Origin of the sequence: Thiohalorhabdus denitrificans, from assembly GCF_001399755.1 — a bacterium.
GTDB lineage: Bacteria > Pseudomonadota > Gammaproteobacteria > Thiohalorhabdales > Thiohalorhabdaceae > Thiohalorhabdus > Thiohalorhabdus denitrificans.
Window position 1 is genome coordinate 16121 of sequence record NZ_LJCP01000014.1, and the last position, 13318, is coordinate 29438.

Below are 13318 nucleotides of genomic sequence, written 5' to 3' on the forward strand. Positions count from 1 at the left end.
CACGCCCGCCCATGGCGGCTCCTTTCTCTGCCGTTGCCCCCTCATAGCAAAGAGGGCACAACCCGAAAACCTACAATGCGCCCTGCCCGCCCCACGGCACCCTATCACCCACCAACAAGACCGGAAGTGAGGTCACCCTACCTGAGGAAGCCGTGGGAGGGGTCCGCGACCCCGACCCGTTACCTGGGCCCACAGCCCGTCGCGGTCCCGGACCGCTCCCACAGGCCTCGTTTCAGCCAACCAGCAAAAGAGCCCCGGCCACCGCAGTGGCCGGGGCTCCGCTTGCCGCGGGAGGAAGAACGCTCAGCCGCAGCCCTGCTCGGGGACGGCCACGTCGCCGTCATCGCCGCCCGAGGACCCACCGGAATCATCCGCGTCCGGATCGTAGTTGATCCAGCGGCTGGCCTCGGGGATGTCCGCCCGCCAGGGGGAGTCCGACGCTAGGTTGTAGGTGCCTTCCTTGTTCTGGTGGTAGGCCATTTTGCCCCACTGCATCCAGGCGCCGTCGTAGAAGCGGGTGGGCTTGCCCAGCACCACACCGCTGGCAATGCCGGTGATCATGGCGCGGTAGGTAGTCACACAGTAGGTGATCACCGTCTGGCCGTCCTCGTAGCCCAGGCCGTCCAGCTTGGATTGCAGGGCGGGCTTGCTCAGATACCGGTAGCCCTCATCAGCCACCAGCAGCTCGCCGTAGGGCAGGTTCTCCGCGGTACGCACGTGGCCCTCGAAGGCGTAGCCGCGACCCTGGTTCTCCAGGCCGTAGTACTCCTCGGCGGAGCGGGCGTCCCAGAGGAGATAGCCGCCGGAAGGCACGCCCTCGCTCTCAGCCACCATCTTCAGCAGTCCCTCGTAGCTGATCATGAGGTCCATGTTGGCTTCGGGGAGATCCGCAGCTGGGGTTGGTGCAGTAGCCACTGAACCATCAGCAATGGAGGGGTTGTAATGGCCGGTAACCACGGTGGATGGATCCGTATTTTCCTGAACGCTGGATAGGTCTCCCTGGCTGGCGTGGTATTGAGCCCCACCGTTCAGCATGGCCAGATTCTCGGCCGGTGCCCCCCAGTAGCGCAGCGCATACCAGACACGACCCATCTGCATATTGGCGAAACCGCCGCCCTTGCCCATGGCCACCACCACCATGTCACTGGTGGGATCGATATTGTACTTGGCCATGAAGTTATTGATGCCGGACTCGCTGGGGACCATGGCCACGGAGTCCATGACCCCGTTGTTCCGGTTCTCCCGCACATCCATGTGGCTCACCACATAGGTGCGGACGTTGTTTCCGTCTCCATTACCGGTGTTCTGCTGGAAGTAGGTCCCGCCGCCGGTCCAATTGCCGTCGTCGTCGTAGTTTCCGCCATCGGCCACCTCCAGGATCACCAAATCGCCGCTGAAGCCGGAGGGCTTATTTCCCGCCGGCCAGTCGTTCATCCAGGCTTCCAGGGTCCCCGCCGTGATCAACCCGTTGGTGTTGTTGCTGTAGTCGGCATCCGACTCCTGAGCGATGTCCGCCGGGGACTGCAGCGACGGCGAGCCGCTCTTCGCCGCAAAGTCCGTGTCCGGGATCACGGAGGCACTCTCGGCGTAGGAGTCCACCCCCGTGGGCCGATCCACCGTGGACGGGTCGTTGTAGTTCACCGGGTCCGAGGTCCCGTTCATGTACTCGGTGACGGTCTTGTTGTCCGCTTCGTCGCCGCAGCCGCTCAGGGCGAGGACGCCCGCCACCGTCAGTGCGCCCGCCCGTGCTCCGGTTCCGAAGAACCGGCGAATGGCCGGATTGGTGTGTGAAGCCATCGCGTTTCCCCCTCATGGCTTGTCGGTTTCCGGGCCGAGGATTGAAGTTGTGCCCGTCCACCTCTTTGCAGGGGGCGTGCCAAACACAAAAACCCCAAAAATTCAGAACACTAAAAAGATTCCCCCGTAGGGGCCCGGATTGCAGAACCAAGCCGAGGGCAGAGAATCTTGCCAAATGCAATACGGACATCCCGGGCTGTCCGATACAGTGTGAACGGTTTCAGATTCGCCCGCTGAAGCAAGCTCCTACAGGTAGCGGCAATGGGTTGTAGGAGCCCACTTCAGTGGGCGATTGGTCGACCTGCTAAAGCAGGTTTCTTTCGCCGGACCGAACAACAAAAAAGCCGCCCGAAGGCGGCTTGGCTTCCCGAAGGGCATGGCTGCCCTGCTTCACAGCTCCCTACCAGCAGAACACCCGGTCCGCCTCGGTCAGGGCACTGAACAGCTCGGCGTCGAACTCCTCGGGGCCGGCCTCGCGCTCGGCGAGGCAGACCGTGCGACAGGAGTGGGCGTCGTCCAGGGCGTCGAGGACGCTGTTCACTCCCTCGCTGAGGTCCTCCCGTCTGCGGACCACGTGCAGTATCTCCATGGTCGGGCTCCTCCCGGTTCTCGGAATCTACAGGGCCAGCACCGCGTCGTAGCCGGGCAGGCGCTCGGCCAGGGCGGCGGGGGCCACGCTTCCGCCCGGGGCCTCGTGGCCGGGCACGGCGGACACCGGCTCCACGTCGGCGAACTCCAGCACCTCCATCTGCTCCTCCACGGCCGGCGTGTCGGCCAGCGGCTCGTCGAGGACATAGACGTCCACCGCGTGGTCCGTCAGCGTCATGCCCCCGGCCACCCGGAGGGCCTCCGCCTGGTTGTGGCGGACCAAAACCGCAACCTGCTTCTCCGTCATGGGCTCCTCCTTGCGCAGGCCCGACGGCTCGGGCCGGCTCCCTCGTTCTCGTGCCCGCCCCGGGCGGGGCGGGGTCTCGATCAAAGCACCAGGACCTTCTCGGCCCAGCCCATCATCAGGGCGTTCTGGTACTGGCTGGCGTACTGGTAGCCCGGCAGCGGCTCCCCGAGCTTGAAGCGCTCCCAGCTGTGCTCGCAGACGGTGACCCCGGCGCCGGCCTCCTCGGCGGCGGCGCGGAACTCGGGGTCCTGCAGCACCTTAACGCCGGCGTCGGTGAGGAAGCAGGCCGCCTCCGCCCCGTTGGCCGCCGCCTGCCGCAGAAGGCCGGTGGCGCAGCCGGGGAATTCGTCCGTGGCCACCAGGACTCCGATCTTGCTCAATGCCTTTTCCTCCCCTTTGCCGCGCGGATCCCGGCCGCGCGGTCCGCTGGCTAAAAGTTGGCTACCCAGATGGAATAGCCGATGAATACAAGACAGACTGCCCAGATCGCCGCCAATGGCCGGTTCATGGCTTGCATTCCCCCTCTCCTACAGTTTCCGGATCTTCCAGCAGAAGCTGCCGCCGCTGTCCTGCTTCTCCAGCAGCTCGTTGCCCTCGGATTCGCACATGGACTCGATGGACTCCCCCGAGGAGGGGTTGTCGAAGATCAGCGCCAGGATCTCCCCGGAACCCATCTTGCCCAGGGCCTTCTTGGTATACATCTGCGGGTGGGGGCAGACGTAGCCCGTGACGTCCAGCTGGTACTCGCCTTCGCCGGTCTTCTCGAACTTCACCGCCATGATCGTTCTCCTATCGATACGCGGGGCCGGCCCGGGGCCGGCCCACTCCCGTCGTTTACAGGTCGAAGTCCATCTCTTTCGCGGCCTTGCGGTCCACCCACCAGTTAAAGACCTGCACAGCGGCGTAGGCGCCGATCGCCATGCCGGCCAGGAAGATCCAGCCGCTGAGGTCGCCGTTGGTGACGGCGGCGAAGAAGGCACCGATGTTGCAGCCCATGGCCAGGCGGGCGCCGATGCCCATGAGCGTGCCGCCCACCAGGGCGAAGATGGCGGTCTCCAGGTTGGGCTTCTTCCATTTGAACTCCCGGTTGACCAGGGCAATCATCATGGCGCCCAGGATGATGCCGATGGACATGAGCAGCGGGGCGTTCAGGAACGGGTTGGGCAGCCCGTTCTCCAGGCCGAAGTAGATGTTGTCCATGTAATTGAAGCCCATCCGCTCCATCACCCAGCCGCCCAGCTGGGCCTCCTGGGTGGTGATGTACCAGTAGCCCGGATCGAACACCGTGTTCTGGATGGAGAGGCCGGTGTCATGGCCCATGCGGCCCATGAGCTCGCCGAAGTTGAAGATGTCGTACTTCTCCCGGAGCCCGCCGATCACCCACATCTGCAGGCCGGCGAACACGCCCAGCCCCAGGCCGGCCAGGGCCGTCTTCTTGGAGGAGGTGAGCAGGGCCCAGATGCCGCGCAGCTCGTTGCGCAAACCCACGGGGCCCTCGGTGAGGCCCTCGCGGCGCAGATAGCCCTTGCGGAAATAGAAAGCGTAGAGCACCAGCACGATGGCCAGGGCGGGCAGGATGGCGCCCAGCAGGGCGTTGCCCAGGAAGGCCCCCGCCACGGTGCCCTCCATGCCGAGCAGGCCGGCCACGGTGCCGCCGGAAAGCTCCCAGATGTAGCCGGCCATGAACTGGTCGAACCAGCCCTCGGTCACGGACAGGCTTTCCGGCATCCCGGTGGCCGCGGCGTTCTCCGACCAGGACTCGGGCACCAGGCCGTCCGTCCAGGTGCCGGTGGCCACGAACCAGGCCTGGGAGAAGGAGATGGCCACCAGCACCAGCATGGAGCCGCCGTTGCCCTCCCCGGCCTTGTACAGAGAGCCGGAGGCGCAGCCGCCGGTGAAGACGATGCCGAACCCGAAGATGGCCGCCCCGATCAGGATGTGCCAGCCCAGGGGATGCGGGTGGAACGGGCTGATCCCCGCGGCGGTGACCGCCGCGGCCGTCAGGGAGTACAGCACCACCGCGATCATCACCCCCACCGCCATGCGCGGGACGTTCATGCTGAACAGGTCCCGCACCGCGGAGGCCATGCAGAACCGGCCGTACTGCAGCAGGATGCCGTACACCAGGCCGAACCAGAGGTAGGAGATCAGGTAGATCCAGCGCTGGTCCACGGACAGCGCCCACATGGAGGCCACGGTCGCCGCCCCGAGCACCCCCAGGGCGTAGAGGGGGCCCCGGTTCTCCTGCGCCTTCGCGACCTGGGCGCCCGCCTCCGCCGACGCGCCCGCGTTCGTTCCGTTCGCCATTTCCTCTCCCCTTGTTAACCGGCAGAACCGCGTGCCGAGGACATCGTGACCGGATTTTCCGCCCTCTATTAAGCAGGCTCCGTGCCAACCTTACATATCTTTGTTTTTTAATGTTTTTTCTTCATTGAACCCCTTCCCGCGCCATCGCAAATTTCACTCGCCCCCGCTTACGCCGGGGAGCCGGCTGAAATTTGCAATGCGGGTAGGGAGAGGCCATTCCGGGGCGGGGCGCGGACGTGGTGGTCACCAACCACGATCGGGTGCCGGCGGACCCGGCCCTTGGCGAGAGGGCTGGGGGTGTGGGGCGGTGGGGTGTCGGTATGGCAAAGGGTGGAGGGGACCGCGGTGGGGCGGCTCACTGGTCGCGGCGGGGGCCGCCGCTCCTACAAAAGATCGGAGAGGCCCATTGGCCGGTGTAGGAACGGCCTCCAGGTCGCGACAATTGCGCCCCGGACGGCGGGTCGCGAGCTGGAGCTCGCTCCTACACCGGCTTACAAGCCTCTGGTAGGCGCGCCTCTCCGGCAGGATTCGCCGAAAAGGGCATAACAAGAATTGAAGCGGTCGCGGCGCGGCCGCCGCTCCTACAACGGCAAAGGGGCCGGTAGGAGCGGCGGCCCCCGCCGCGACCAGCCAGCCAGGGTGCCGCGACAGGTGGGCCGCTCCAGGGGGAGCCGGCCGGAGGGGCGAACGTTCAGGAGGCCAGCGCCTCCATCACCGTCTGGGCGGCGTGGCGGCTGGACTGCGGGTTCTGACCCGTGATCAGGTTTCCGTCCACCTCCACGTGGTCCTCCCAGTCGTCGGCGGCCACCACCTTGCCGCCGGCCTCCCGCAGGCGGCTCTCGAGGAGAAACGGCATCAGGGCTTTTAGCTGGACGGCCTCCTCCTCGCCGTTGGTGAAAACGGTCAAGGTGTGGCCTTCCACGATGGGACGGCCGTCGGGGCCGTTGGCGTGCACCAGGGCGGCGGGGCCGTGACAGACCCCGGAGATAACCTTGTCGTCGGCGTTCATGCGCTCGATGACCCGGATCAGCTCGGCGTTATCCGGGAAGTCGAACATGGTGCCGTGGCCGCCGGGCAGGAAGATCGCGTCGAAGTCCTCCTGCGCCACCTCCTCCAGGGGCCTGGTGGCCTGGATAACGGGCCAGGCCTCGTCCCCGCTGGTGTCCTCCGGGGCGCTGCGCGGATCGATGGGGGCCGGGCCGCCCCTGGGGCTGGCCACCACCACCTCCGCGCCCTGGTCGCGGAAGAGCCGGTACGGGACGGCGAACTCCTCGTACCAGAGGCCGGTGGCGTGCTCCTCGTCGATGCGGTCATGGCTGGTTACCACCATCAGGATCCTGGGTGGGTTGTTCATGGCAGAACCTCCCTGCAGAAGAATAACTATTCTTATCGTTATCACCCCCGCGCACCGGCTCTGCAACGATCTGCGGGTTCAGCCCGCGCCCGGAGGGGATTCATCCGGATGCGCGTCGCCTTAAACCTTGGTGCTCGACAGCCGGGTTAGAATGAGGCGCTCAAACGCAACCCGGAAGCCTCGGCCCCCATGCCTACCGAAGAAGCCAAGACCCGCATACGCGCCGCCTTCGAGCGCATCAAGCAGACCCTGCCGGAGTTCCGGGACCGCAAGGTGCAGCGGTGGATGATCGCGGAGGTGGGCCGGACCCTCTCGGCGGAGGACGACGGCCCGGGCATCCTCGCCCTGGAGGCGGGCACGGGGACGGGCAAGTCCCTGGGCTACCTGCTGCCGGGCATCGTGGTGGCCCAGGAGGAGCAGCGGACCCTGGTGGTCTCCACCGGCACGGTGGCGCTGCAGGAGCAGCTGCTGCACAAGGACCTGCCGCTGGTGGCGCAATACGGGGGGCTGGAGTTCCGCTCCCAGCTGGCCAAGGGCCGCGGGCGTTACGCCTGCATCCGGGACCTGGAGCGGGCGGCGGTGGACGACGAGGGCGACCAGATGGCCCTGGACGGCGCCCTCTGGGCGCAGCGGCCCTCCCGGGACGACGCCGAGACGGTGGCCGCCATGCACCGCGCCTGGAGCGCCGACGACTGGGACGGCGACCTGGACGCCTGGCCCGACGCCCTGTCCGGGGCCGTGCGCTCCCTGGTAACCACCAACCGCCACGGCTGCACGGGCGGCGCCTGCGCCCACCGCGAGCATTGCCCCTACTACCGCGACCGCGACCGGGTGTGGGGCGCGGACGTGGTGGTCACCAACCACAACCTGGTGCTGGCGGACCTGGCCCTGGGTGGCGGCGTGGTGCTGCCGCCGCCGGAAAAGTGCCTGTACGTCTTCGACGAGGGCCACCACCTGCCCGGACGGGCGGTGGACCAGTTCCACGCCGCCGCGGGCTGCGAGGCGGCCCGCTCCTGGGTGGCGGAGCTGCCCAAGGCCGTGACCGAGGCGGTGGCCGCCCTGGGGGACGACAGCGGGCTCACGGAGCTGGCCGGCAGCGTCCAGGAGCGCAGCGAAGGCCTGGACGCCCTGCTCCAGGAGGCCCGCCAGACCCTCGCCGCCAATTGGCCGGCCGGAGAGGCGGAGCAGGAATGGCGCTTCCCCCGCGGCGAGGTGCCCGAGGACCTCCGCGCCCTGGCGGCCCGGGTGGCCGGCCCGGCGCGCGAGCTGGCGGCGCGTTTCCGCGAGCTGGGCAACAAGGCGGACAAGGCCCTGGAGGAGGCCCGTTCCCGCCAGGACGAAACCGAACAGGACGCCCTGAACAAGGTCCTTCCCCGGCTGGGCCTGGTCCGCGAGCGCTGCGAGAACCTGGAGGCGGCCTGGTCCGGCATGGCCGAGCCGGACCCAGAGGGCCGCCCGCCCCTGGCCCGCTGGATCGAGGCGGTCCCGGACCAGCAGGGCGACGGCGGGGACTACCGCGTCTCCGTCTCCCCCATCTCCGCCGCCGACGAGCTGCGCGAGAGCCTCTGGGACCGCTGCGCCGGGGCGCTGATCACCAGCGCCACCCTCACCTCCCTCGGCCGTTTCGACCGCCTGCTGGGAAAGCTCGGCCTCGCCGAGGAGGGCCGGGCCAAGTGCCACCGCCTGCCCTCCCCCTTCGACTACGGCCAGGCCGCCCTCCACGTGCCCCGGGAACGCCTGCCCGACCCCCGCGACACCGAGGCCCACACGCAAGCCATCGCCGAGCTGCTCCCCGAGCGCCTGGACCCGGACCAGGGCAGCCTGGTGCTGTTCACCAGCCGCCGCCAGATGGAGGCGGTGCACGAGCGCCTGCCGGAGGACTGGCGAAAGCGCACCCGGTGCCAGGGCGCGGTGAGCCGGGAGCGGCTGCTCGCCGACCACGAGGCGGAGATCGAGGCCGGCCGGGGCAGCGTCCTGTTCGGACTGGCCTCCTTCGCCGAGGGCGTGGACCTGCCGGGCGCCCTGTGCCGGCACGTGGTCATCGCCCGCATCCCCTTCTCCGTGCCTACCACCCCGGTGGAGGCCACCACCCACGAGTGGGTGGAATCCCGTGGCGGCAAGCCCTTCTTCGAGATCAGCCTGCCCGACGCCAGCCTGCGCCTGATCCAGGCCGTCGGGCGGCTGATCCGCAGCGAGGACGACTGGGGCACCGTCACCATCCTCGACCCCCGCGTCGTCACCAAACCCTACGGCCGGGATCTGCTCGACAGCCTGCCGCCCATCCCCCGCCACACCACCTGACCCCGGCACCGCCGGCCTCCTCAATCGATCCCTCTCCCTCCGCCTCCTCGGACGGCGGTTCCCCCGCCGTCCGCCCTCTGAACGCCCCCACCTCCTCAGGAAGTGTCCCGCCGGGCCGTAGGCCCATCCCCTTGACTGTCCCCGCCCGCCGTCCCCGCCCCGCATCTGCAACCGCGGACGGAAGACCTTTCTGTCCCGGGTAAGGTGTCTCCCGGAGTAGCCACAAGCAAAACTTTAATGTGTCGTAGGGAGAAAAACGTGCACAAAAAATTACAGCAAAAAATTTGAACAATATTTATGCATAAGGGAGACCACTAACACCCCTAAAACATCAAGTTCCACATAAAAGCTGTCAAGCAAACTTTACAGAAAGTCTATTCAAGCAGGAAGGCTTGCCAAGGACAACGGACGGGGGGACGCCGCACTAATTCCATACTGCGCGGAAACACCACAAAAAACCAAGAATGGATCGCAAGGAGACAGCTGCATGATACGGCACAAACTCAGGCCAACCCTTTACCTGCTCGGGCCGCTCCTGGCCACGGCGCTGATAGCCTCCTGCGGGGGCGATGGTAGCAGCGGCGGTAGCAACGATGGCACTGACGACGGAAGCAACGGGGACAACACCTCCGGCGTGGATATCATCGCCGGTACCTGGGTCCAGCAGGATCCCCAGGCGGACTCTGGCGAGCCGGAATACCGCCCCTACTCGGGGGTAACGGCCGGCGACGGGCGCGTCTTCTACTGGGGAGGAGGCCACAAGTCCCATGACGGCAACGACATCGATGCCTACGAGATCGTCGACACCCGCTGGGAACAGCTGACCGAGGAGGAGAATACCAACGACGTCGTCAGCTGGTACGAGCCGGACATGAGCACCGAGGTGAGCCACGCCGAATCCCAGATCGGCTCCACCTGGGCCCGCGACTGGCTGGCCTCGGACCGGGACCAGAACGACGAGGAGTTCTTCTTCGGCCACGAGCTGAGTCAGGAGGAACGGGACGTCATCAACGAGATCGCGCAGATCAAGTACTCCCAGGGCGGTGGGCACGAGGTGGACATCCTCACCCCGCGCGACCGGCCGCTCTCCAAGCACTCCTACGGCCAGACGGCCTGGTGGCCGGGGCACGGGTTCTGCCTCCTCAAGCAACGCCTGTGGTGCTACGACCCCGAGAAGGGCGATGAGGACGATGCCTGGCAGGAGCTGGCCCAAAATCCCTATACCGACGATTTCAACAACGCGGGGAGCATCCACGTCTGGAACCTGGCCTACGATCCGGAACTGGACACGCTGGTGACCTTCTACGGCGCCGGCTTCGGACGCTCGGGGGCCTACATCTACGATCCCGACGCCGCCTCCGGAAACGGGCCCTGGGTCTCCAAGCCCCGGCGGTACATGCGCACGGACGGCTCCTGGAGCCAGGTCTATTCCGCCTACAACCCCAACGCCGACGAGCACATCGTCTACGCCGGGCAGCAGTGGCAGCGGGTGGACCTCGACACCGGGGAAGCCCGCGAGATGGCCCAGCTCCGGAACCACCCGGACATGGAGGGCAAGCTGGAGCAAGGCCCCTACGGCCCGGTGATCCGCTCCTTCTCCATGGAATGGTCTCCCGAGCTGGACAAGGCCTTGGTGGCCATCAGCATTGAAGGCCAGCTCCAGCTCTGGGCCTACGACCCTGAGGCGGACGCCTGGGAGCGCTACCAGCTGGAGAACGAGGGTCCCGTCAACGCCCACGCCAAGTGGGACACGCTGGCCCGGGATCCCCTGACCGGCGTCTACGTCTTCCTTGCCAAGGCGGACGAGAACGCCCACCAGACCCCCACCACCTGGACCTTCCGGATCGAGGCCCAAGAGGAAGCCCAGGAAGGGGAGGACGGAAGCCAGTCCGGGGAACAGGGCACGGAAGAGGAGACCTCGCAGGAGCAATAGCCCTTCCCCATAGCCCGTACGGGAAGGAAGCCACGGGGCCACCGGCGGACGCCGGTGGCCCCTTTTCTTATCCAGCCCCCTGTAATTTCAATCTCTTACCCGCGCAACCGGGCCTTCCGCTAAAGGGAATGCACCGTTTTCTAGTCACCCCTCCCTAGGTACCCGCATATAGAAAAAGCCGCGATCACCCCGGGTAGCAAGGCCCCCGGATATAGGGCTTCATTGGCAAAGGGATGCAGAAAACGGCGGAATGCCTTTTGTATAAAGGTTTTACAAAAGCCCTCCGCCACCAGAACGCCTTTCAAACTACTTCGCTTCCTGGCAAATACATTCGAACGGGGAAAACCGTGCAACACAGCCATATGCGCGAGGGAACGAGCCAACACCCCCGCAACCGGGCCAGCGTGCCCCTCCCGCTGGGAGCAGCCTTGCTCCCCGTGCTGTTCCTGGCCGCCTGCGGGGAAAACTCGGGAAACGACGACTCCGGCGCCTCTGGAGACCGGAACGGCGCGGGGAATCCCGGGCAGGAAGAGCAAGAGGAGGCCGAGCCGCGCGCCTACACCCCGGAATGGCCCGCCGACACCTGGGTCCGGCAGGATCCGGCGGTGGGTGAGCGGTTCAACGAGGACGACGCCGGTGGGGAGCCGGAGTACCGGCCCTACGCCGGTGTGACCGCCGGCGACGGCCGCGTCTACTACTGGGGGGGCGGCCACAAGACCCACGACGGCAACGACATCGACGCCTACGACATCCGCGACAACGAGTGGGTCCAGCTCACCGAGGAGGAGGACTGGACCGACGTGGACGACTGGGACCACCTGACCGCGCAGGAAAAGCAGGACATCAAGGATTCGAACAACGCCGGCTGGGAGGTGGACCTCCTCTCGCCGCGCGGCCGGCCTGTGACCAAGCACTCCTACGCCCAGATGGCCTGGTGGCCCGGGCACGGCTACTGCCTGCTCAAGCAGCGCCTTTGGTGCTACGACCCCGCCATGGGCGATAGCGACGGGGCTTGGCAGGACCTGGCCGAGGACCCGTTCCCCTTCGACAATACGGGCCAGATCGCCATCTGGAACCTCACCTACGATCCGGGGCTGGACACGGTGGTGACGGTGGCCGGAAGCGGCCACAACGAGCGGGCCTGGGCCTTCGACGCCCAGACCGGAACCTGGCGGACGGTCGTCACCGCCGGCTCCACCGGAGACGCCTACACGGAGGTGCACAGCGCCTACAACCCGGAATCCGGCTGGCACATCGTCTTCGCCCAGAACCGCTGGCAGCGGATGAACTTCGGCACCGGGGAGGTGAAGGAGATGGCCCAGCTCCGGCACAACGGCGAGCGCGTGGGGGCCTCCTTCTCCATCGAGTGGGCCCCGGAGCTGGGCAAGGCCCTGGTGGCCAAACGCCTCGACGGGCAGCTGCGCATGTGGACCTACGACCCCCGGGCCAACGCCTGGTCCGAGTTCGAGCTGGCGGGGGACGGCCCCATGAACGCCCACGCCAAATGGGACACCCTGGCGCGGGACCCCGAGACCGGCGTGTACGTGTTCCTGGCCAAGGAGGACGAGAACGCCGAGGAGGGCGAGACCCCGGAGACCTGGACCTTCTGGTTGTCGAAGTAGGCAAAGCGTTCGATAGGAGGGTCTGTGGGAGCGGACTCCTGCTTGTCGCGGCCACTGGCCGCTCCTACAGGGGTCTGTTCCTGCGGCGCAATTGTGGGAGCGGCTATCAGCCGCGACAAACCGGGGCTTGAAGGGGGGCGCGGCCAATGGCCGCCCCCACAAACGGCCTGGCCTCACAGGAGGCCCTACTCCGCCACCTCCTCCAGGAGCTCCGGCCCGTCGTTCCGGGGGTTGTTCACCCCCCGGGACACGGGATGGGCCTCCATCTCCTCCGCCGGATACGGCCGCAGGAGTCCTCGCAGCGCTTCCGGATCGCCCACCCCCGGGTCCAGCCACAGGTCGCGGTCCCCGGACCCCAGCACCACCGGCATGCGGTTGTGGATCCGGCCCAGCAGCTCGTTGGGCTCGCCCATGATGATGGTGTAGCTCTCCAGAACCCGCGGCTGCCCCTCCACCTCCCCTTCCCAGCGCTCCCAGAGCCCGGCGAAGGTCATGGGCTCGCCGCTCTTCAGCCGGATCCAGTAGGGCTGCTTCGGCCCGCCCTCCACCGCGTGCCATTCGTAGAAGCCATCGGCGGGAACCAGGCAGCGCCGCCGCCGGAAGGCGGCCCGGAAGGCCGGCTTCTCCGCCACCGACTCGGCCCGCGCGTTGATCAGGCTGTATTTGGAACGGGTCTCCCCGGGGTCCTTGGCCCAGAAGGGGATCAGCCCCCACTCCAGCCCGACCAGCTCGCGCTCCCCCGGCTCGGCCTCCCGGCATACCAGCCCCTTCTGGGTGGGGGCCAGATTGTAGGACCCCTCCCAGGCGCGATCCCGGATCCGGGCGCGGAGGAGCTCGGCGAGGTCCTCCTGGGGGGTGAACAGACCGTATCGGCCGCACATGGCAGCACCTCCGGGCGTGCATCGGGGAGCTTCCGGACCCTTCCTTCCAGCCCTTATCCCTTTGGAATCGAGGGCGGATCGGGAAGTTCGGCCCCGGGGTCCAGACGGGCGGGGAAAGCCGACTAAGGGTCCCCCCTAATTGTCTTAATGGGTACACCCCTATATCAATATGAGATTTCCGAATAAGACCGCCACGGCGGCGCGGCGCCTACCTCTCGGAGCCTCCCG

General features: G+C 67.1%; 11 protein-coding genes. 3 read left to right on the plus strand and 8 right to left on the minus strand.

Features of this window, described 5'->3' with window-relative positions:
* Positions 1-303: 303 nt before the first annotated feature.
* The 7 genes from AN478_RS11855 to AN478_RS11885 all read right to left on the minus strand — a co-directional run bounded on the left by AN478_RS11855 (position 304) and on the right by AN478_RS11885 (position 6353).
* Positions 304-1797: a sulfurtransferase gene (locus AN478_RS11855; protein WP_054966843.1), complete on the minus strand. Its 1494-nt coding sequence runs from the start codon at positions 1795-1797 to the stop codon at positions 304-306.
* Positions 1798-2197: 400 nt separating this feature from the next.
* Positions 2198-2386 carry a hypothetical protein gene (locus AN478_RS11860; protein ID WP_054966844.1) on the minus strand — a complete coding sequence of 63 codons (189 nt, stop codon included), beginning with the start codon at positions 2384-2386 and terminating at the stop codon, positions 2198-2200.
* 27 nt (positions 2387-2413) lie between these two features.
* Positions 2414-2692, minus strand: coding sequence for a hypothetical protein (locus AN478_RS11865; RefSeq protein WP_054966845.1), 279 nt, complete (start codon positions 2690-2692; stop codon positions 2414-2416).
* An 80-nt stretch (positions 2693-2772) separates the two neighbouring features.
* Complete coding sequence (locus AN478_RS11870) at positions 2773-3072, minus strand: hypothetical protein (RefSeq protein ID WP_054966846.1); 300 nt, start codon at positions 3070-3072, stop codon at positions 2773-2775.
* A gap of 147 nt (positions 3073-3219) precedes the next feature.
* Entirely contained in the window at positions 3220-3471 is a 252-nt protein-coding gene (locus tag AN478_RS11875) for a sulfurtransferase TusA family protein (protein ID WP_054966847.1), read from the minus strand.
* A gap of 55 nt (positions 3472-3526) precedes the next feature.
* Complete coding sequence (locus AN478_RS11880; RefSeq protein WP_054966848.1) at positions 3527-4999, minus strand: YeeE/YedE family protein; 1473 nt, start codon at positions 4997-4999, stop codon at positions 3527-3529.
* A 691-nt stretch (positions 5000-5690) separates the two neighbouring features.
* Positions 5691-6353, minus strand: coding sequence for a type 1 glutamine amidotransferase domain-containing protein (locus AN478_RS11885; protein ID WP_054966849.1), 663 nt, complete (start codon positions 6351-6353; stop codon positions 5691-5693).
* A gap of 189 nt (positions 6354-6542) precedes the next feature.
* Between AN478_RS11885 and dinG the strand changes: the two genes are divergently transcribed.
* From dinG to AN478_RS11900, 3 genes are all read left to right on the plus strand, one after another.
* Complete coding sequence (gene dinG / locus AN478_RS11890; protein WP_054966850.1) at positions 6543-8654, plus strand: ATP-dependent DNA helicase DinG; 2112 nt, start codon at positions 6543-6545, stop codon at positions 8652-8654.
* Positions 8655-9141: 487 nt separating this feature from the next.
* Entirely contained in the window at positions 9142-10587 is a 1446-nt protein-coding gene (locus tag AN478_RS11895) for a hypothetical protein (RefSeq protein ID WP_054966851.1), read from the plus strand.
* A gap of 347 nt (positions 10588-10934) precedes the next feature.
* Complete coding sequence (locus AN478_RS11900; protein WP_176758714.1) at positions 10935-12209, plus strand: hypothetical protein; 1275 nt, start codon at positions 10935-10937, stop codon at positions 12207-12209.
* A 185-nt stretch (positions 12210-12394) separates the two neighbouring features.
* Here AN478_RS11900 and AN478_RS11905 read toward each other — a convergent pair whose 3' ends face one another.
* Complete coding sequence (locus AN478_RS11905) at positions 12395-13090, minus strand: SOS response-associated peptidase (RefSeq protein WP_054966853.1); 696 nt, start codon at positions 13088-13090, stop codon at positions 12395-12397.
* Positions 13091-13318: the final 228 nt, after the last annotated feature.